The 20,822-nt window shown below is 33.5% G+C and carries 17 protein-coding genes; 6 read left to right on the top strand and 11 right to left on the bottom strand.

All coding sequences use genetic code 11. The annotated features are described in order from the left end of the window. Nucleotide 1: 1 nt before the first annotated feature. Genes QY331_01000 through QY331_00990 form a run of 3 tightly spaced genes read right to left on the bottom strand, consistent with a single transcriptional unit; the run spans nt 2 to nt 2,790 of the window. The gene (locus tag QY331_01000) at nt 2-1,108 is read right to left on the bottom strand and encodes a glycosyltransferase family 4 protein (GenBank protein ID WKZ69827.1); all 1,107 of its coding nucleotides are present in this window, start codon (nt 1,106-1,108) and stop codon (nt 2-4) included. After that, nucleotides 1,105-2,445, bottom strand: a complete 1,341-nt coding sequence (locus tag QY331_00995) for a SpoIID/LytB domain-containing protein (GenBank protein WKZ69826.1) — start codon at nt 2,443-2,445, stop codon at nt 1,105-1,107. The genes QY331_01000 and QY331_00995 overlap by 4 nt, the downstream gene beginning before the upstream one ends. A 48-nt stretch (nt 2,446-2,493) precedes the next feature. Further along, nucleotides 2,494-2,790: a YciI family protein gene (locus tag QY331_00990; GenBank protein ID WKZ69825.1), complete on the bottom strand. Its 297-nt coding sequence runs from the start codon at nt 2,788-2,790 to the stop codon at nt 2,494-2,496. A 93-nt stretch (nt 2,791-2,883) separates the two neighbouring features. Between QY331_00990 and QY331_00985 the strand changes: the two genes are divergently transcribed. Next, nucleotides 2,884-3,783 carry a rhodanese-related sulfurtransferase gene (locus QY331_00985; protein WKZ69824.1) on the top strand — a complete coding sequence of 300 codons (900 nt, stop codon included), beginning with the start codon at nt 2,884-2,886 and terminating at the stop codon, nt 3,781-3,783. 108 nt (nt 3,784-3,891) lie between these two features. Continuing rightward, entirely contained in the window at nt 3,892-4,812 is a 921-nt protein-coding gene (locus QY331_00980) for a DMT family transporter (protein WKZ69823.1), read from the top strand. Nucleotides 4,813-4,832: 20 nt separating this feature from the next. Here QY331_00980 and QY331_00975 read toward each other — a convergent pair whose 3' ends face one another. Further along, on the bottom strand, nt 4,833-6,272 hold the full coding sequence (locus QY331_00975) for an NADP-dependent isocitrate dehydrogenase (GenBank protein WKZ69822.1): 1,440 nt from the start codon (nt 6,270-6,272) through the stop codon (nt 4,833-4,835). A gap of 181 nt (nt 6,273-6,453) precedes the next feature. Between QY331_00975 and QY331_00970 the strand changes: the two genes are divergently transcribed. Genes QY331_00970 through QY331_00955 form a run of 4 tightly spaced genes read left to right on the top strand, consistent with a single transcriptional unit; the run spans nt 6,454 to nt 13,599 of the window. Further along, nucleotides 6,454-7,776 carry a pitrilysin family protein gene (locus QY331_00970; GenBank protein ID WKZ69821.1) on the top strand — a complete coding sequence of 441 codons (1,323 nt, stop codon included), beginning with the start codon at nt 6,454-6,456 and terminating at the stop codon, nt 7,774-7,776. A 27-nt stretch (nt 7,777-7,803) separates the two neighbouring features. Continuing rightward, nucleotides 7,804-9,870, top strand: a complete 2,067-nt coding sequence (locus QY331_00965; GenBank protein ID WKZ69820.1) for an insulinase family protein — start codon at nt 7,804-7,806, stop codon at nt 9,868-9,870. A 41-nt stretch (nt 9,871-9,911) separates the two neighbouring features. Then, nucleotides 9,912-10,526 (top strand): HAD family phosphatase, encoded by a 615-nt coding sequence (locus QY331_00960; GenBank protein WKZ69819.1) that lies wholly within the window; start codon nt 9,912-9,914, stop codon nt 10,524-10,526. 46 nt (nt 10,527-10,572) lie between these two features. After that, nucleotides 10,573-13,599: a hypothetical protein gene (locus QY331_00955; protein ID WKZ69818.1), complete on the top strand. Its 3,027-nt coding sequence runs from the start codon at nt 10,573-10,575 to the stop codon at nt 13,597-13,599. Here the strand turns inward: QY331_00955 and QY331_00950 are convergent. The 7 genes from QY331_00950 to QY331_00920 form a co-directional block, all read right to left on the bottom strand. After that, a complete protein-coding gene (locus tag QY331_00950; GenBank protein WKZ69817.1) occupies nt 13,554-13,895 on the bottom strand; it encodes an ArsC/Spx/MgsR family protein in 342 nt (113 codons plus the stop codon). The two genes, QY331_00955 and QY331_00950, sit on opposite strands and share 46 nt — an antisense overlap. A 10-nt stretch (nt 13,896-13,905) precedes the next feature. Then, nucleotides 13,906-14,274, bottom strand: coding sequence for a rhodanese-like domain-containing protein (locus QY331_00945; protein ID WKZ69816.1), 369 nt, complete (start codon nt 14,272-14,274; stop codon nt 13,906-13,908). Nucleotides 14,275-14,277: 3 nt separating this feature from the next. Then, the gene (locus QY331_00940) at nt 14,278-14,934 is read right to left on the bottom strand and encodes a fumarylacetoacetate hydrolase family protein (protein WKZ69815.1); all 657 of its coding nucleotides are present in this window, start codon (nt 14,932-14,934) and stop codon (nt 14,278-14,280) included. Between the two features lie 11 nt (nt 14,935-14,945). Further along, nucleotides 14,946-16,127 carry an asparagine synthetase B gene (locus tag QY331_00935; GenBank protein ID WKZ69814.1) on the bottom strand — a complete coding sequence of 394 codons (1,182 nt, stop codon included), beginning with the start codon at nt 16,125-16,127 and terminating at the stop codon, nt 14,946-14,948. A gap of 110 nt (nt 16,128-16,237) precedes the next feature. Beyond that, nucleotides 16,238-17,491, bottom strand: coding sequence for an ATP-dependent Clp protease ATP-binding subunit ClpX (clpX, locus tag QY331_00930; protein WKZ69813.1), 1,254 nt, complete (start codon nt 17,489-17,491; stop codon nt 16,238-16,240). Then, nucleotides 17,488-19,344: a tetratricopeptide repeat protein gene (locus QY331_00925; GenBank protein ID WKZ69812.1), complete on the bottom strand. Its 1,857-nt coding sequence runs from the start codon at nt 19,342-19,344 to the stop codon at nt 17,488-17,490. Before QY331_00925 ends, clpX begins: the two co-directional genes overlap by 4 nt. Beyond that, the gene (locus QY331_00920; GenBank protein WKZ69811.1) at nt 19,331-20,821 is read right to left on the bottom strand and encodes an FAD-binding oxidoreductase; all 1,491 of its coding nucleotides are present in this window, start codon (nt 20,819-20,821) and stop codon (nt 19,331-19,333) included. The genes QY331_00925 and QY331_00920 overlap by 14 nt, the downstream gene beginning before the upstream one ends. Nucleotide 20,822 lies beyond the last annotated feature (1 nt).

The raw sequence follows: 20,822 nt of genomic DNA, 5'->3' as shown, positions 1-20,822 counted from the left end.
TTTACAGTGTGTTGTAAAGTTGTGTAAAATCATCTGTTATTTTTTGTAATTCAAATTTTTGTATAACTGTCTTTCTTGCTTCTTTACCAAGCTGTTCTCTTTCACTAGTTAAGTTGATAAGTTGTTCCAATTTTTCTTTCAGTGAAAAATGATTTTTGTTTTCAAAAAACAAACCGTTTTTACCATCCTCAATAATATCAAGTATTCCGTCTGCATTTGAAGCGACACAAGGTTTTTCCATTGACATTGCTTCGGTTAAAGCAATTCCAAATGCTTCGGCATGTGATGGGAAAGCAAATATATCCATAGCTGAATACATTTCAGGCATATCGGTTCTAAATCCGGTGAAAATTACTTTTTTCTTTAAACCCAGTTTTTCTACCAAATCATATATTTTTTTACCGTAAGTATTTTCACCTCTACTTGGTTCGCCGACTATCAGAAACTTAAGGTTATCGTATTTTTCAACAAGGATTTTGGCAGCATTTAAAAACTCTTCATGACCTTTGCCTTCAGTAAATCTAGCACTCATTCCGATAACAATTTCCTTTTCAGATAAGTTAAATTCTTTTCTAACTTTTTCCCGATCAATTTTCGTGGGATCAAATTTTGTTGTATCAACGGCATTAAAAATTATTTTTACTCTACTTTCATCAATTGGACATGTTTCTATAAGATTATTTTTAATGATTGTAGAAATTGCGGTTACCTTACTAACTCTATCATAAAGTTTCTTGTGTAGAAAATCTTTCTTTACAATATACGATCCCATTTGCTTTGTTAAGATTAAAGGTGTCTTATTATTTGATAAGTTCAGCGCGGGAACAAGCGTCCATAAATCCTTTGAGTAATGTGTGTGAATTACATCAAATTTAGTAGATTTTAGAAATGATGAAAGTTTGTAAGTCTCCAAAGGATGAAAATAACTCTTAGCACTTATTTTTTCGATTTTTATTTTTAGTTTTTTCGCTTCCGTATGAATTTTAGAATTTGGATAACAGACCAACGAGCATTCATAATCTCTTTTGATAAGCTGATCCGTTAAAGTGAGGACAAACATTTCCATTCCGCCCCAACTCTGTGAGAGGCAGGACATCAGTATTTTCATTTGTAAATCCTCTCAATGCGGGCACCTTTAAAATAATGAAGAAGAATTTCATCAAACATGTAACCTTTCTCACCCATAACAGCAGCACCAATTTGGCAAAGCCCGACACCATGTCCCCATCCGGCACCGTGCAAAATAAATGTACCGGGGATACCTTCGTGCAAATCTTTTGCTTCAACAAAAAATGCGGAACTATACAAATGTGTTTCCGATAATGTTCTTCTAATTTCTAGTTCTTTTCCGATGACTAATTCTTTATTTGAACCAACAATTTTTAGTTTTATAATTCTTCCCGAATAACCTCGCTGAATTGGAATTAATTCGATGATTTTACCAAAATCAATTCCCGATTTTTTATGAATTAACTTCGCCAATTCCTCTTGTGAATATTGAACTTTCCATCTGAAAAAATTTTGAGTTTCTCTATCGTAATCGACTAAAATCTGTGAGAGTATTTTTTCATCTTTTGTATTACAGAAAGCAGAAGGATTTCCTTTGATCCATTTTACCGCAGCATGTTCTTGGGTTAAATCTGTATCAAGATTTTCCGGTTCGAACTTGTAGTCAATTATAGATGAAAGATATTTTTTTGGTTGATCTTCCCAAACATTTTCAAAAGATTCTGAAATACCACCGCAACATTTTGAATATCGAGTATCACAGATATCATTATTATAAACAATTGCAACACCGCGTGTATCTTCAACAGCAGAAAAAGCTCTATCATTATATTTTTTTGTTATACCTTGATAACGCTGACAGTGATCATCCGAACAAAACTCATAAAGTTCGTGATCATTTCTGTCATACCATCTTATAATTTCATCGTCGGTAATAATTTCGGTAGAAGATTTTTCTTTCTTTTGTTTTCTTGCTTTCAATTGTGCAATAACCCAGCTCCGTGAAATAATTGCATGTGCTTTTAACAATTCGATCGGACTTGAGGCAGACATTTCCGAACTAATAACACTTGTTAAATATTGTTCAAGCGGAACTAAATTAATTCCAAGAATATCTCTTTCTTGGACAATTAGTTTAAGCGCTCCGTGAAATCGAAAATTCTTCTGTCGCTGCCAATGAAAATTTATACCAATTGTTACATCTTTTAATAAAAATGTTTCTGAAGAAGGATCGCGTGGCTCTAAAATTAATCCATCGAACGATTGAGAATAATCCGCGCCGGTTAAAGTAATTTTTCCCGATTCCCAATAGGCAGAATATTTTCCGCTGAAGTTATGAGTTACACTTCTAATCCGGAAATCTCCGTATAGTTCAAGATTGACGCTCGGACTCTTGATCAGCCCAACGCTTAATGTAGGTTCTCTCATTGATATCATAATTGAATTGTAAATATATTAATACGAAGATTAACAAAACAGATCAGATTATACGCCAATCCAATCCTCTAAAATTTTCTGATAATTACGCGGATCAAATTGGATGTATATATATTCAGCCGCATTATTTAATTGGTATGGATCATTTTTCAAAACTTCAGAAAGTTCTTCCATCGATTCGGCACGTGCTATAATTATTCCCCCGATTTGCGGAGTTTGCGGACCTGACATTAATACAATTCCTTTTGTGTATAATGTATCTAAAAACTCTCTGTGAGCGGGACGAAGTTTCGCAATTTCATCAATATGTGCGTTATATCTTATTTCAACTACAAAATGATGCATAAAATCTCCTCAGCAATTCTTCATTTTCTAATTTAATTAAAAAATCGGATTTGTTATCTTTGTTTCCTCAAATAAATAGGAATACCAAAATTGATGAATCAACAAGAAAATAAATATAAAGTTTTACTTTTTTACAAATACGTAAATTTTGCCGAGCCTGAAAAATTTAAAGAAGACCATTTACAATTTTGTCTTGATAATGATATAAAAGGAAGAGTTTTTATCGCTTATGAAGGAATTAACGGAACTGTCTCGGGTCTTGTTGAAAACATTGAAAAATATAAATTGCATATAACTTCATATCCGGAGTTTTCCGATATCTGGTTTAAGGAAGATCCAGCCGACCAACATGCTTTCTACAAATCTCATGTAAGAGTGAAAAAAGAAATCGTGCATGCAGATTTTGGAAAAGTTGATTTAAGCAAAACCGGCAAAAGACTTAAACCGGAAGAATTAAACAAATTTTATGAAGAAAATAAAGACTTTGTGATTATAGATACTCGTAATACTTATGAAAGTGAAATCGGCAGATTCAAAAATGCAATCACACCCCATATGACTACATTTCGCGATTGGCCTAAAGTTGTTGAAGAATTAAAAGAATATAAAGATAAAACTGTTGTTACTTATTGCACCGGTGGAATTAGATGCGAAAAAGCTTCTGCTTATTTGGTAGAACAGGGTTTTAAAGATGTGTATCAAATGAATGGCGGAATTGTAACTTACACTAAAGACAATCCAAATAAATTTTGGGAAGGCAGCGTATTTGTCTTTGATGAAAGAAGAATAGTTGAACCAAATACAAATCCGGAATTGAAACATACCGGTAAATGTTATTATTGCGGTGAACCTGCTTCATGGTATATCAATTGTCATAATCAAAATTGTGATAAGTTGCTTGTAACTTGTCCGGAGTGCAAAGAAGAAAATGAGTACTGCTGCTCGGATGAATGTCGCGCTTCCGAAAATAAACGAAAGAGAATACATGGATGAAATGATTGATTATTTCCAATTGACTATTGATCTTATAAAATCATAAATATCTTCGTTCCACGAAATTTTTATATCTTTGAGTTCCAAAACGGAGAAGACTGCTAATAAATGAGTAACAAAAACCTTTCACAACTCTCTGCAATTGCGATAGCACTTCTCGTAACATTTCTTTGGTCAACATCTTTCGTAATAATAAAAATTGGTTTAGCGGAAATTCCGCCATTAACTTTTGCCGGATTGAGATATACAATCGCTTTTTTCGCTTTACTGCCATTAGCATTCAGAAAAAATATTCGAGAGGAAGTCTCTCGGTTAAATAAAAAAAATTGGATAAAGCTAACTTTGCTTGGATTCACATTTTATACATTCACGCAAGGAGCGCAATTCCTCGGTTTGTCTTTACTTCCGGCAGTTACTGTTAGTCTTCTTCTTAACTTTACCCCTATAGTTGTTGCTGTAATGGGAATTTTTATTCTTTCGGAAAAACCAAGTTTATTACAATGGTTAGGTGCACTTTTATTTCTTGCCGGAGTACTTGTTTACTTTTATCCTGTTTTATTGAATGAAAGTTTAACTCTTGGTCTGATAGTGATGGGATTTGGAATTTTGGCAAATGCGGGTTCTGCAATTATTGGAAGAGATGTAAATCGTTCTTCATCATTAAGTCCAATTACAATAACTATTATCAGCATGGGAATTGGTGGGATTGTTTTGTTAATCGGTGGAATAACATATCAAGGTTTACCGGCAATCAGCACAGAAAATTTTCTTTATTTACTTTGGCTTGCAATTATAAATACCGCTTTTGCATTTACACTTTGGAATCTTTCTCTCAGAACTTTGACTGCAATGGAATCAAGTATTATTAATGGAACAATGCTGATTCAGATCGCAATTTTAGCATGGATTTTTTTAGGGGAAGAAATCACAACAAAAGAAGCAGTGGGAATGTTGATAGCAGCATTGGGTGCATTATTTGTTCAACTAAAATTAAAACGGAAGAACAAGCCGCTTCCTCAACAAAAATAGAAACGGCTTATTTATAATCATCATCCGTGAACTTCCGAAAATCCTAGTTTTCCATTAAACGTATAAAGATTCTCGGTTTTTATATAATCAAACCCGGCTTCATGAACTCGTTTAATTAGTTCGATTACTTTCTCTTTATCCAGTTCTTTCCACTCACCTTGCCAAAATCTGCACCGCCAGTGATCTGTACAAAATGTTTCGGGTAAACCTTCGGGATAAACTTTTATTCCTCGATTTGTTATCACTTTCAGCCGAAGATTATCGACAGAAATTTTCTTTAATGCATCTCCGATTTCATTAGGTGATCCCTTATCCCAATCTAAAAATATATCAACACCAACAAGTTTTTTATCATCCTTAATAATAGCTTTGTGAGTTCCTTCAATTTTCTTTGGAAGATAATAGTGTGCTTCTTTTAATATGTGCGGCTTTTCACCTATTCTTTCAATTACTGCGTTTGCAAATTCTTTTGTGCCGACTAATTCTTTGCTTGTACCTTCCGCAAAAATATCCCCGGTATGAATACCATCTTCGATAGTTCTAAGCCACGCATTATGAACTCTTTCAGCTGCTTCAATTTGATGAATATGAACGAGCATCATAACTGCGGCTAACAGTAAGCCCGATGGATTAGCTTTATTTTGTCCGGCAATATCGGGTGCCGAACCATGAATTGCTTCAAACATTGCAAGATGTTCACCGATGTTGGATGAACCGGCTAAGCCAATTGATCCGGCAATTTGAGCAGCGACATCGGATAGAATATCACCGTATAGATTTGGCATTACAATCACATCAAAATTTTGCGGCGTGTCTGCCAATCTTGCAGCACCGATATCAACAATCCAAGTATCTGTCTCAATTTTTGGATATTCTTTTGATATCTCATCAAAGATTTGATGAAATAATCCATCTGTTATTTTCATAATGTTATCTTTTACAAAGCAAGAAACTTTTTTTCGATCGTATTCAATTGCATATTCAAAAGCGTAACGAATAATTTTTTCGATTCCCGGTCTGCTATATAGTTTAAGACATTGAACAACTTGATCTGTTTGACGGTGCTCAATTCCCGAATATAAATCCTCTTCATTTTCTCTTATTATTACTACGTCCATATCGGGATGCTTTGTTCTCACAAATGGTCTATAAGAAATACATGGTCTTACATTAGCATATAGACCAAAGGCTTTACGTGTAGTTACGTTCAAACTTTTATATCCGCCTCCTTGAGGTGTGGTGATCGGAGCTTTCAGAAAAATTTTTGTTTTTCGTAAAGAATCCCATGAACCTTCACCTAAACCACTTTCAATTCCTCGCAAATATACTTTTTCACCAATTTTAATTTCTTCAATATCTAGATTGGCTTCCCCGGCTTCCAAAATTCTTAAAGTTGCGTCCATAATTTCCGGACCAATTCCATCTCCCTTGGCGACGGTTATTTTCGTTTTAACTGACATATATATCCTCTCGACTAATTCTCATTTTTTGGAGCCACAATAATATAAAAATTTATTCTTTTCCTTTAAGAATACTTTGGATTATTCTGTGATTCTAATAACAATCTATCTATTAAAGAAAAAGAAGTTTATTTTTGAAAATAATATTTGATCAATCAGTCATTAACTTTAAAGGTGTTTTATGAACAGGAAATTGATCATCATTTTAATGATGATACTCTCTCTTTTTGTATTAGCGGATTCAAAAGAAATTGAATTTGTAGAATACACACTTAATAACGGGTTGCATGTGATTCTTCATCAAGATAACTCAACCCCGATTGTTGCTGTCTCTGTTATGTATCACGTTGGTTCAAAAAATGAACATCCGGAACGAACAGGATTTGCTCATTTTTTCGAACATCTAATGTTTGAAGGTTCCGAAAATATTCCACGCGGTGAGTATTTTAAGATTGTTCAAGGAAACGGCGGGACACTTAACGCAAACACTTCATTCGATCGAACTTTTTACTACCAAATACTTCCATCAAATCAATTAAAGCTTGGTCTTTGGTTGGAATCTGAAAGACTTCTTCATTCGAAAATTGATTCAATAGGTGTAGAAACACAACGCAAAGTAGTTAAAGAAGAAAGAAGTCAAAGATATGATAACCAGCCTTATGGTTCACTTTTGGAAGAGTTGTTTAAACGAGCTTATAAAGTTTATCCTTATAGCTGGACACCAATCGGTTCAACTCAATATATCGACTTGGCTACTATTGATGAATTTATTGAATTCTATGAGACATATTATGTTCCGCAAAACGCAACTTTATCGATCGCCGGGGATATCGATATTGATCAAGCTAAAGAGTGGATTGAAGACTACTTTTCTGAAATACCTAAGGGTACTCGTGAAATTGTTCGACCAAACGTTGTTGAACCTGAAATGACTGAAGAAGTTAGAGATACTGTTTACGATAACATACAACTTCCGGCTGTAATTCAATCTTACAGAATACCTGCACAAGGAACAGATGATTATTACGCAATTAATATGTTAACAACTTTACTTTCAGGCGGACAAAGTTCAAGAATGTATAAAGCACTAGTTGACGAAAAACAAATTGCACTTCAAGCTGCATCTATCCCGCTAGCATTGGAAGGAGAAGGACAATTTATAACTTTTGGTCTTCCGACAGTTGGAAATGATGCTAAAGAAGTTGAAGATGCGATGGACGTAGAAATTGAACGGGTGAAAAATGAACTTATTTCCGATACCGAATTTGAAAAACTTCGTAATCAAGTTGAAAGTGGTTTTGTACAAAGTAATTCAACTGTTGCGGGAATCGCGGAAAGTCTTGCTAATTATCATGTCTATTTCGGTGATGCCGATTTGATTAACACTGAGTTAGATAGATACATGAAAGTAACAAAAGAAGATATTCAACGAGTTGCAAGAGAATACTTGAATAATGATAATCGAGTTGTGCTATACTATTTACCTAAATCGCAACAGAACTAAAAGTTTGTGAGAAAATTGGAGAATGAAATGAATAATAAATTTTTAATGATTTTTACTGTTCTATTATCAATGTCGCTTTTTGCACAAGTTGATAGATCAGTTATGCCGGAAGCAGGCCCAGCACCGGAAATTCAATTAAGCAATCCGCATTCTTTCACTTTAGAAAACGGTTTAAAAGTATTTGTTGTTAAGAATGATAAACTGCCTAGAGTTGCTTTTTCTCTAGTAATTGACCGCGATCCTATTTTAGAAAATGAATATGCCGGTTTTACTTCTATTGTGGGTCCTTTACTGAGAACAGGGACGACAACCAAATCAAAATCGGAAATTGACGAAGCTGTTGATTTTATTGGCGCGACACTATCAACATCATCCACGGGAGTATATGCAAGTTCGCTAACTAAGCATACCGATAGACTTCTTGAATTAATGTCGGATATAGTCTTAAATGCGAGCTTCCAACAAGATGAATTGGATAAATTAAAAAAGCAGACGATTTCAGGATTGAAAGCTCAGAAAGATGATCCAAATACTATTGCTAATAATGTAAGAAATGCACTTGTTTACGGTTTAGAACATCCATACGGTGAACAAGTAACCGAACAAACTGTTGAAAATATTTCACTGGAAGTCTGCCAGCAATATTATGATAATTACTTTAGTCCATCGATTTCCTACTTGGCAATAGTCGGAGACATCGATACCGATGAAGCGGAAGAATTGGTTGATAAATATTTCGGGAATTGGAAATCGAAAGAAGTTGCTGAGCTGAAATATAAAACTCCCGCAGCACCATTGGTAAATAAAGTGGCTATTGTTGATAGACCTCAATCTGTTCAATCAGTTTTACATGTTTCATATCCGGTTAATTTTAAAGTTGGGTCTGCCGACGCAATAAAAGTATCAGTTGCGAATATGATACTCGGTGGATACTTTTCTTCAAAGCTTAATTCTAATTTACGTGAGGCTAAAGGTTACACTTACGGAGCAAGATCAAGCATAGATTCCGATGAACTTATTGGTCGATTTGATGCTTCAACTCAGGTTAGAAATGATGTTACAGATAGTACAATTACAGAAATACTTTCCGAAATGAAAAAAATGCGAACAGGTGAATTTACGGATGAAGAATTTGAAACAGCAAAAAATTATTTGACAGGTATATTTGCACGATCACTTGAAGATCCACAAACTATAGCTCGATTTGCACTAAACATTGAACGATATAATTTGTCTGCGGATTATTATCAAAACTATCTTAAAAATTTAGCGGCTATTACAAAAGAAGATGTTATTGCGGTTTCTAAAAAATATATAAATCCTGATGAAGCTTATATTTTGGTTGTCGGGAAGGCTGAAGAAGTAGCAGAGGATTTAGAAAAATTTTCTTTAAGCGGAAAATTAAATTATTATGATATTCATACCGTTGAATACGATCCGGATGCAAAAAAAGTTGATGAAAGCGTGACTGTTGAATCAATAATCGAGAATTATATTAAAGCTCAAGGCGGGAAAGAAAAGTTAGAGTCCGTGAATGATGTTACAACGTCGTTAAAAGGAAAAGTTCAAGGTTTCGATATTACGCTAACTATTGCAAGAAAATCTCCGAATAAACTCTTCCAAGAACTTGATGCCGGTGTATTTAAGCAAACAACAATTTTTAATGGTGAGTCAGGCAAGCAAATAGCAAACGGACAAGAACAACCTATTGAGGGAAATCAACTTGAAGGATTGAAGTACCAATCAACATTTAATCTCTATTTTGATTATGATAAACACGGTATTTCATCTGCAATAAAAGGTATTAAAGATGTCAATGGGAAGGATGCTTACGAAATTGAGTTAACCTTACCTTCGGGGAAAAAATGGTATCATTATTTTGATGTTGAAAGCGGATTAAAGGTTAGAGAAATCGCGACCGTTGACACACCTCAAGGAAGTTTTAATCAAACTGTAGATATGAGTGATTACAGAGAAGTCAATGGTTTACTTTATCCACACAAGTTAACTCAGCAGATTGGTCCACAATCAATAGATTTAGAAGTAACGGAAATAAAAGTCAATCAAAATTTACCGGACACAATGTTTAACTAATTAATGCGGTCGATCCTAGAGATCGACCGCAAATCCTTTCTATGAAAAATTCAGATTACCGTGTTATTGTTTTTGATTTAGGGAAAGTCCTTCTTCCATTCGATTCACAAATAGTAATAGATAATTTTAATAAAATTGAATCAGGTTTAGGAGATCGATTTGATAAATTGTATAATGAGAATTATCATGTCCATCAACTTTTTGATAATGGTAAAGTAGAAATCGACCAATTCATAAACACGATGCTTGATTGGCTGGAACATAAAGTTTCTGCAGAAGAATTTTGTAATATTTATTCGAAGATGTTCACTGTTAATCAACAAATGATTGATCTTCTACCGAAGTTAAAAGAAAACTATAAATTAGTTTTATTATCGAACACGAATATCATTCATAAGCAGTATGGCTGGGGCGAATACGATTTTCTAAAGTATTTTGATAAACAAATACTTTCCTACGAAGTAGGATTTTCTAAACCCGAAAGTGAAATTTTTAGAGCAGTTGAAAAATTTACAAACGAAAAATCCGATGCGCATTTTTACACCGATGATATTTTAGAATATGTAGAAGCTGCGAAATTAGTTGGTTGGGATGCCGTTCAGTTCAAAGGACATGATGACTTTATTTCCGCGCTCGAAATTAGGAGTATTATTTAACAATTTTATTATATTTGATTTAATCGTCATATATATCAAATAATCAATGCATCCACTCAACATCATCATTATAGTTCTAATCTTTACAACAACAATTTTCCCACAACAATCACTTATAAAAAATTACACAGCAGTTGATGGTTTACCTGTTTCAACAATTTATGATTGTGTTCAAGCTAGTAACGGTAACATGTGGTTTGCTTCAGAAAAAGGGTTGATTGAGTACGATGGGAATAATTGGATACTACACGATTCTTTGGGTAGTGAAAAGGCCGATTTACATTTTCAGATTCTTAGATTAGATGAAAAGGGAATTCTATGGGCTATCCCTTATGACCAAAGTAAAAAAATATTTTATTTGAAAGATTCTGAATGGTCGAATTTACCTTCCATGGGTAATGAATACAAATCATTACTTTCTTTTGATATTTCGTACACTTCTGATGAGAGAAGAATTATTCTGGTTGTTAACCGAACGGAAGTTCTAATCTCAACAAATGATAGTTTAGCTCTAACTAGAATAGAAATTGAAGACACAGATATTATTTATGATGTAAGGTTTATTGACGAACATATACTTGTTGCGACAAACAAAGGACTGTTTCAACATGATTTTCAGGGTAATAGAATTAGCAAAAATTTAGTCAACGCAGATATTCCTGTTTACACTATCTTGAATGATTACTTAAACAATGAGGTGTATTTTCTTACTAAAACATGGATTGGTAAATTAACTGGGACACATTATGAAAAAATAATTACAAACATGTTTCTTAATTTTTACGAAGAACACATCAACCTTCCTTTTCTTGCAAAATCACCAAATAATGATTTTTATTTCGGGACAAAATTCCATCTTTATCAATATTCTTCTGTTTTTAAATCCATTAAAAAACTAGATGTAAGTGAAAACTTTACAACTTCAGGCGCAACTTCAGTATATATTGATTATGAAAAAAATTTATGGATAACTACACTAAGAGGAATAAGCAAAATTCGGTATTCCCCATTTTCCAATCATCTAAACTCATCTACTTTTTTGGAAAATGAAGTTACTTCAATTTCCAGATTTCCTGATGGACCTTTAATCTTGGGTCACAATTCCGGTTTCACTTTTATTCAAGGGGAACTTGTTAAACGCATTCATCTAAACCAAAACGATTTTGATTTATTTTCAAGGATAATCAAGACCGAATATAATCCTAATGATGATAGAGTTTATTTCACGTCACAACGCATGGGGGTTGGTACTATTAGTAGAAATGGATATCTGGATTGGTTAGTAATAGATTCTAATATTAAAACCAGTTATATGAGTTTATTTCTTGCATCAGAACAGCATATCTATTTCTCAACATTTAGTAGCTTGAACAAACTTTCTAATGATTATTTCAGCGAGATTTTTCGTGAGCATAACCTAAATATCCGAGCAATGGATTATTTTAGTGAAAATAAGCTGATACTTGCAACAAGAAGAGGGGTTTATTTATACAACCTTCTAAACGGAGGGTTTACTCAATATAAAGTTGCTGATAAACAAAAGGATGAAATATATGCTCTCTTAAATATTAGCGAAAATAACTGGCTCATCGGTTCTTACGGCGGTTTATTGGTTTTTGACGGAAAAGAATTAAAAGAATTCCCCGACTTAAAAATTTCTGATCCTATTTTCTTTATCGAAAAAGAAAATGATTATATATGGTTTGGACTAATGGGCGGAGCTTTAAGGTGGAATCCCAAAACCGGTGAATTTAGGAGATTTACAACAAAGGATGGTTTTGCCGGTGTTGAAACTAATCGCGATGCTTTTCTTTTTGATGATAATAAAGTTTATATCGGTACTGAAAATGGGCTTTCAATTTTTATTCCAGAAGCATATCATGCTGAGTATTACGAGATTAAACCAAAAATTAATTTTATCGGAATTTCTGATCTGGATGGTAATATTAACAATATAACTGAAGAGATTGAATTTCCCCACACAAATAATGATTTGATTATAATGTACAATTCACCAAGCTTCATCGATGAAACTGCAATGACCTATTCTGTTTTATTAGAAAACATTGATGACGGAACAACCGAGATTTATAATACAAACGAAACTTCATTTTACTTAAGAAACCTTGCCCCCGGTGAATATAAGGTTGGGGTTTCATCAATTAATCCAAACGGTGTTTCAAGTGATACTGTTTACTCTAATACGATTTTTATTGGATCACCATTTTATATACAGAGTTGGTTTTTGGCTCTACTCGTGTTATTATCGGTTGCAGTCAGCTATTCAATCTATAATTATATAGTAAGATCACGCTATTCAAATTTGCTTGAAGAAAAAGTGAAAATTAGAACAAGTCAGCTCCAAGAATCTGAAAAGAATATTAGGATATTAACACAAAGAATTTTTACCGCGCAGGAAGAACAAAGCGAAAAGATTGCCAGAGATCTACATGATCATATTGCTCAAGATATGGCGGTGTTAAAATTAGAAGTCGATAAATTGATTGAAAGCAATAAAGCCGAGCATGAAAATTACTCGTGGATTTCAGATAAAATTTCGGAGTTAACAATTTACTTGCGGGACTTAGCTTATTTTCTTCATGCAAATTCTATCAAACAAACAGGGTTTGTAAATTCTATTCATGCACTATGTAATGATTTTAACAACCACATGAAAATTGATGTGGAATTTTTTACAAATTTAGAGGAGTCTTTCAAAATCTCCGAAGAATCCGGGAATAATATATATCGCTTCATACAGGAAGCACTTTGGAATGTAAGAAAACATTCAGACGCTAATAGCGCACTTGTTATACTAGTAACTCAAGATGATTCTCTAATTATTAGAATAGAAGATGACGGTAAAGGTTTTGAGGTTGAAGACATTCTTCATTCAAGTAACAGCAGACGTATGGGTTTAAAAAGCATGGAAGAAAGAATTCTCTTTTTGCAAGGAAAGTTTTCTATTAAATCGATGATAAAGGATGGTACAAAAATTAAGGCCGTGATTCCTTTATCGGTGATAAATCAATCTGCTTCGGAAGCAAATGTTGACCAAGCATCTACATTGTAACCAAGAACAACTTTTCTATTTAATCTTACAATCGGAGTTTTAAAGAGCAACGGATCTTCCAACAATTCTGTTTCGATATTATGCAGAATATATTGCAAATTTCTTTTTTTATAATGTTTGCCTTCCTTGTCTATAAGTTCTTCAAGTTCATAAAATTGCAAAAAATTATCAAATTCCTTTTTACTCACACCTTTTTCGGTAAGATCACAAAATTGATAATCAATTTTTCTTTCTTTAAAAAAACGTTCTGCCTTTTGTGTTTCCTTACACTTTTTGGTTCCAAATATTTGAATCATTATTTCCCTTTTATTTCCTATACTTCACCATTCCGTCCAACACGTTTTCAGCTTTATGACCGTTTTCTATAAGTATTTTTGTCGCAAAAGTTGATCTATTCCCGGTACGACAAATAACCGCTATGTTTTTCCCTTTATATTTCTCTAATTCACTAACTCTATCAGATAATTCTTGAACAGGAATATTTATAACTGATTCAATTTTCCCGAGCGGCCCAACCAATTCTTGCGGAGTTCTTACATCTAAGATAACCAGTGAAGTATCTGTTTCGATTTTTTCAATAAATTCTTCAATTGTTATTGATGGCACATTTGGTCTTTGTGCACATGATGTAGTAATTAAAACGAGTAATGCTATGATAGCGAATTTTATATTCATAGTTTATTCTACTTTCAGTTTTAGTTTACCAATATTCTCAATTTCGGCTTTAATTTCGTCTCCAATATTAACAGCTCCAACACCCTCCGGAGTTCCGGTAAATATTAAATCTCCTTTTTCCAACGTGAATTTTGAAGATAGATATGCAACAATTTGAGTTGAATTAAACAGCATAAAATCTAACGAGGATGATTGTTTGATTTCATCATTTATGTAAAGTTCTATTTTTTCATTTCCGCTTAATTGATAATCTTTCTTACTAACGAACTCTGAAATGACAGCAGAAGTGTCAAAAACTTTTGCAAGAGTCCAAGGATGACCTTTCTTTTTTAACTCACTTTGGATATCCCGAAGAGTCATATCAAGTCCAACGGCATAACCAGCTATTGCATTTTCAGCTTGTGTTTCGTCTGCATCTTTAATTGTTTCACCAATCAATAAAACCAGTTCTACTTCATGGTGAAGCTCACCCGAATTTTTGGGTTTAATAATATTTTCATTATCTGATATTAAAACCGAAGCCGGCTTTAAAAATATTAATGGGAATTCAGGTATTTCGTTACCGAGTTCTTCGGCATGTTTTGCATAATTTCTGCCGACACAAACTATTTTACCGACTTCAACTTGTTCATTGCTGTTTTTAATTTTTAAAAATCTCATAAAGCTTCCGGTTATGTTTTTTGTTTTTTCTTTTTTGCTGCGGGGAATAAAATATTATTTAATATTAATCTGTAACCCGGCGAGTTTTTATATAGACTCAAATCGGTTTCAGGGTCACCAACCGCATGTTGATAATCTTCAGGGTCATGTCCGCCATAAAACGAAAAGAATCCTCTGCCAAAATTTCCATGAATATATTTAACTTGATCTGTTCCCTCGCGTTCGCCCAAAATATAAACTGAATTTTTTATTAAATGTTTTCTGAACATTGTTGTTTGTCCCATAAATCCACGAATAACATTAACGTGGTTTTGAGTTAACATTGTAGGAACCGGATCGTACTTAGCAGAAAACTCGAATAAAGTGAAATAATCATTCTGCTGATTCCCAACTTCCAAAGGTTGAATATCAATATCACTGTATTCATAAACGTAAGGGTTCATTTCTAACTGAAAGTTTTCAAACGCAAGTGTTTGAGAAAAATCTAATTTTTCTTGAGCGTTTGCGTCGGGAGGATCTCCGTCAAACATTCTATCAGCAATATCAGTATTTACTGCAGCCAAAGCTATATCATAAGAATCAGTAGCGGAGCACATTGCAAACAAGAACCCGCCTTCGGCAATGTAATTTCTAATTTCAAAAACAACCGCTCGTTCCATTTCGCTAACTTTTGTAAAACCTAATTTTTTGGCTTCGTTTTCATATAACATTTGCTGTTCAATATACCACTGCGCATTGCTGTAGCTTGCATAAAATTTTCCATACTGCCCTGTAAAATCTTCGTGATGAAGATGAAGCCAATCATATTTTTGAAGATCGCCTTGAATTATTTCTTGAATCCATATTTTATCATATGGAACTTCCGCATAATCCAAAACAAGAGAAACGGCATCATCCCACGGGAGAAATCCTTCAGGAACAAACACTGCTATCTTCGGAGATTTTTCTAATCGAACAACATCCATATTCTGTTCTTCATTTTGAACATAAGCTAGAATTTCAACTGTTTGTGGAGAAGAAAGGAGTTCGTAAGAAACACCTTTTAATTTGCATCTTAAAGCAAGATCATCGTCAAAGTCAAATAGAAATGAACCGCCTCGATAATTGAGAAGCCAATCAGCTGTGAGACCTCTATCTAAAGCGTTGTAAGTAACACCGTATGCTTTGAGATGATCGGTTTGTTGAAGATCCATGCATATTAAAATTTTGGACTGTGCGCTTATTATTGCGCACAGAGCCAAAATCATTAAAAATATTTTCTTCATTGAAAAGTTAGGAAGTTAGAAAATTTATTAAGTGTGAATTACGCCGATTTTCTATCGGACTCAATATACACCGGCTTTGAGCCTTTATTAATCGTGTCTTTTGTAATTAAACATTTTTCAACTTTATTCATGTTAGGAAGCTCATACATAATATCGAGCAAAACCCCCTCTACTATTGAACGAAGTGCGCGTGCACCTGTTTTCCTTTCCATTGCTTTTACTACAATAGCTTCGAGAGAATTTTTATCAAACTCCAACTCTACACCTTCCATCATAAACAATTTTTTAAATTGTTTGATAATCGCATTCTTCGGTTTTGTGAGAATACTTTTCAAAGCATCTTCGTTTAATGAATGAAGAGGAGCGATAATCGGTAATCGTCCTATTAACTCGGGTATCAATCCAAATTTTAATAAATCTTCAGGTTGAATCATTTGTAATAGTTGATCTCTTTCTTCATTATGTTCGGTAGAAAAATCAGTATCAAAACCCATAACATTTTTCTTTACACGTGATGCAACAATCGGATCAATTCCATCGAATGCGCCGCCGACGATAAATAGAATATTTTTAGTATTGATATTTATCAAGCTTTGTTCAGGATGTTTTCTGCCACCGCGAGGAGGAACTCCGGCAACCGTTCCTTCTAAAATTTTTAGAAGTGCTTGCTGAACACCTTCTCCCGAAACATCTCTGGTAATTGATGTACTTTCACTTTTTCTTGCAATCTTATCAATTTCGTCTATATATATAATTCCTTTTTGAGCTTTTTCAAGATTATAATCGGCAGCTTGTAACAACCTTACTAAAACTGTTTCAACATCGTCCCCGACATATCCCGCTTCGGTTAATGTGGTTGCATCAGCAATTGCAAAAGGAACATCTAAAATTTTTGCTAGTGTTTGTGCAATTAATGTCTTACCAACACCGGTTGGTCCGATCAAAAGAATATTACTTTTTTCTATCTCAACATCATCCAATTCAAAAAATGATGTGTGTGAATTGATTCTTTTATAATGATTATAAACCGCAACAGATAAAACTTTCTTAGCTTTTTCTTGTCCGATTACATGTTCATCGAGACTTTTCTTGATCATTTCTGGAGTTAAGCTAGCAGTTTTTTTTGTTTTGGTATTGTATGCTGCAAGATTGTTTTTTAGTATATCCACACTAGTTCTAATACAGATGTCGCATATATAAACATCAGGTCCGGCAACCATACTTGTTACTTCGTTACCTTCTCTTCCGCAAAACGAACATTTTACATTATGTTGATCTTGAGTTTCATTCATATTGTTTTATTCTTCAATTCGTTAATAAATTCAATTTTTTGTCTGGACTTATCAAAATATAAGGAGTTGCTATAATTATCAAGGATATTTCGATATGCTGTCTGAGCTCCTTCGTAATCTTTTATAGCAAATAATTTTATTTCACCCGAAATATACTCAATTTCAGGTTCAAACATTTTAATAGTGCTGGTTTCTTTTGTTTCTTTCAATATTTCCAAAGCTGCTGTGTAACGATCTTGGGCGATCAAAACATACGCATACTTTAATCCGGCTAATTCTTTCAGAATGGGATTTGAGCCATTTCTTAACTGATCATAAAGTTCAGCTGCTTCATCAAATTTTTTATTGAAAGAATGGTATTCGGCTTTTGAATATGTTGCCAAGTTTGCGGAATCACTTTTTAAAGTTCCGATTAATGTTTGAATTTGCAACGCATCATTTGCGTTATCATCAAGTAAATTTTTTGTTACCGAAGATAAACTGGAAGATGCTTGCTTAAATTGTCCATTCCAAAAATGTAATTTCCCTAATAAAAGACTTGCTTCGCTTTTATACTGTTCGGAAATATTTGAGCTTTTCGCAATTGTTTCTAATCTCGTTGCGGCAGATTCGTTTTCACCGTTTCTTAATTCAATTTCAGCTATTCGAATATTTGCTGAATGAATAATTTGAGCAAAAGTGCGAGAACCGATAACTTGTTTGTAATATGACTTCGCACTATCCGGATTATCTAAATAATAATGATATATTTCACCAATTCTATAAAGCGCTTCCCCTTTTATATCATCGTTCGGATACAATTCCAAAATTGTTTTATATGAATTTATTGCTTTAATAAAATCATCAGTAAAAACTACTTCCGCATTAGAAAACGGTTTCCAGTTTTCAATTGTCGAATAACGTTTACTGATAATTGATTGCTCAAAAGCTTTTGCATAACCAATTCTTGAGGAGGGTACTAATGGTGACTTTGGATATTCTTCAATTAATTTTTCAAAGGACATTGATGCAACATCAAACTTTTTTTCAATTAAAGCCTGTTGAGCAAATTGAAAGAACTCTCTTCCGTTTTTGTTGGATTCTTCTTCTAACTTTACAACGTGTTCAAACGCGCTTTTATAATTACCGTTCATTTTATAGAGATGAATCAGTAAAGAATTTAATTCCGGAATATTGTTTTGGGTATAATAAGATTTTACAGAACTTATACTTTCGGTCAATGCTGTCGGTCGTGTAAGAAAAGCGGACATGTTTCCGATTACCATTTGAACTAAAGTCGGATCATTTTTAATTATCTCACAATATTCGAATGCAGCTTTCTCAAAGTTCATTGTCATCGCATAAACTCTGGCTAAATCAAGAGAAAAAACATACGTATCATTTCCAAAATTCTTTGCTCGATTCAAATATTCTATTGCTTTGTTAAAAGCTCTGTTTTGTAAAGCATAATTTATAATTGCTCTGTAAACCGCAGTGTTGCCGCGTGAAATCTCCAATCCCTTTTCCCATGTTTCGAAAGCTTTTGTTGTATCGCCTTTAGTGTAATAGGTGTTGCCAAGCATCCCATAATAATTAACATTTTGTGGTGACGAACTGATAATGTTAGTCATCATTTGAATTGATTTATCGTAATCTTTTAGAAGTATGTAAATATTGTTTAAGGCTTCGAGAAAAGTTGGATTGTTCGGTTGTGATTTATGAAGATCTTCATAAATACTTTTAGCTTGTTCGAATTCACCGGATTGCTCAAATGTCTGCGCCAATCTGAACATATTGGATAATTTTGCTTCTTGCGAATAACCAATTAGAAACGGGAGAAAAATAAATATGTAAAATAACTTATAAACCTTCATAAAATTTCGGATCGATTATGTTACCGATGTTTAAAATTAATTTTGGGTCAATCTGTTTTTTCAGATTAGCCATTTGCCGTATCTCGTTTTCCGTAAACATTAATTGCAGATAATCTCTTTTTAATTTCCCTATACCGTGTTCGGCAGAAATTGTTCCATTTAATTCCACCGCTTTTTTACAAATTATCGAGTAAATATTTTTTGCAGTTTTATATTCTAATTCAGTTTTAGGAAGCATGTTTAGGTGCAGATGTGAATTACCAAAATGTCCGTATGCTATTTGATCAATATTACTTTCCGCAACTATCTTTTTTGCAAAGTTGTAAAACTCTTTGAAATTCTCATCCGGAACCGCAATATCAGTTCCCACTTTTAAGATATTATTTCTTGAGATATATTCATTCACCTTCCAAGAAACAGCATGACGAAATTCGCCAAACTGTTTTCTATCTTTTTCATTATTAGCAAACCACGCGGATTCAACATCACCGTTACACTCTTCAATAAGTTCAATCCATTTGTTAAAAATAGATTCTTCGCTATCCGAACTAAATTCCTGCTCAAACCAAACCGCGGATTCGGCATGACGAGGTATATTAGGATATTCTTCATACAAGAATTTTAACGAGTTACCATCAAAGTATTCTAAGGCAAGAGCATCAATACTTTCAGTAAAAGAATCTTTGCGATTTTTATAAGTTTCTTCACGTGCATCTTCAACAAATTTTAATGCATTATTTTCAGTACTAAAAAATATTACGGACGATAAAATATTTTCCGGTTTGTTAAGAAGCTTCAATTTTATTTCAGATATAAACCCAAAAGTTCCTTCTGCCCCTATGAACAAGTCAATTGCATCCATATTTTTTTTTACAAAATATCCCGCTGCGTGTTTGGTCTTAGGCATTCGATATTTCGGAATAGAAAGATTTATAACGCTTCCACTTTTACATTGCAGTTTAAGATCATATCCATTTGCAAATTGCTGATCACGTTCAAGATACACTTCTTCTCCATTTGGAAGAATTATCTCTAATCCGATTACAAATTCTCTTGTTGCACCGTACTTAAAAGTTTTTGCACCGGAAGCATTATTTGCAACGGTTCCGCCTATGTAACAATCTTTTTCTGTTGGATCCGGCGGATAGTAAAGATTTTTCTCTTCGACAAGAGTTATAAAATCCCTTAACAAAAGACCCGGCTGAACAATTGCATATTTCTGCTTTTCATTTATTTCAATAATTTTATTCAATTTATCAGTTGAAATTAAAATACCGTCAATCGGAACACAGCCTCCAGTTAAGCCGGTCCTATTTCCACAAATTGTAATTTGCTTATTCAATGAGTTTGCCAGTTGAAAAATTTCTACTACATCGTATTTTGATTCAGGAAAATAAACTTCTTCACATTTTCCTTTATAGTTTGATGCATCAACAAGAAAGTTTTGTAATTCGGATTGTTCGGTTTTTATAATCATT

Source organism: Melioribacteraceae bacterium, assembly GCA_030584085.1.
Classification (GTDB): domain Bacteria; phylum Bacteroidota; class Ignavibacteria; order Ignavibacteriales; family Melioribacteraceae; genus SURF-28.
The sequence above is the reverse complement of the archived record's forward strand: the minus strand, read 5'-3'. Positions and strand labels throughout refer to the sequence as shown.

Coding starts and splice junctions, on each gene's coding strand:
- QY331_00980 (WKZ69823.1), top strand. CDS start 3,892: ATGAGTAACAAAAACCTTTCACAACTCTCTGCAATTGCGATAGCACTT.
- QY331_00945 (WKZ69816.1), bottom strand. CDS start 14,274: ATGAATATAAAATTCGCTATCATAGCATTACTCGTTTTAATTACTACA.
- QY331_00925 (WKZ69812.1), bottom strand. CDS start 19,344: ATGAAGGTTTATAAGTTATTTTACATATTTATTTTTCTCCCGTTTCTA.
- QY331_00960 (WKZ69819.1), top strand. CDS start 9,912: ATGAAAAATTCAGATTACCGTGTTATTGTTTTTGATTTAGGGAAAGTC.
- QY331_00965 (WKZ69820.1), top strand. CDS start 7,804: ATGAATAATAAATTTTTAATGATTTTTACTGTTCTATTATCAATGTCG.
- QY331_00935 (WKZ69814.1), bottom strand. CDS start 16,127: ATGGATCTTCAACAAACCGATCATCTCAAAGCATACGGTGTTACTTAC.
- QY331_00970 (WKZ69821.1), top strand. CDS start 6,454: ATGAACAGGAAATTGATCATCATTTTAATGATGATACTCTCTCTTTTT.
- QY331_00920 (WKZ69811.1), bottom strand. CDS start 20,821: ATGATTATAAAAACCGAACAATCCGAATTACAAAACTTTCTTGTTGAT.
- QY331_00950 (WKZ69817.1), bottom strand. CDS start 13,895: ATGATTCAAATATTTGGAACCAAAAAGTGTAAGGAAACACAAAAGGCA.
- QY331_01000 (WKZ69827.1), bottom strand. CDS start 1,108: ATGAAAATACTGATGTCCTGCCTCTCACAGAGTTGGGGCGGAATGGAA.
- QY331_00955 (WKZ69818.1), top strand. CDS start 10,573: ATGCATCCACTCAACATCATCATTATAGTTCTAATCTTTACAACAACA.
- QY331_00985 (WKZ69824.1), top strand. CDS start 2,884: ATGAATCAACAAGAAAATAAATATAAAGTTTTACTTTTTTACAAATAC.
- QY331_00940 (WKZ69815.1), bottom strand. CDS start 14,934: ATGAGATTTTTAAAAATTAAAAACAGCAATGAACAAGTTGAAGTCGGT.
- QY331_00995 (WKZ69826.1), bottom strand. CDS start 2,445: ATGATATCAATGAGAGAACCTACATTAAGCGTTGGGCTGATCAAGAGT.
- clpX (WKZ69813.1), bottom strand. CDS start 17,491: ATGAATGAAACTCAAGATCAACATAATGTAAAATGTTCGTTTTGCGGA.
- QY331_00975 (WKZ69822.1), bottom strand. CDS start 6,272: ATGTCAGTTAAAACGAAAATAACCGTCGCCAAGGGAGATGGAATTGGT.
- QY331_00990 (WKZ69825.1), bottom strand. CDS start 2,790: ATGCATCATTTTGTAGTTGAAATAAGATATAACGCACATATTGATGAA.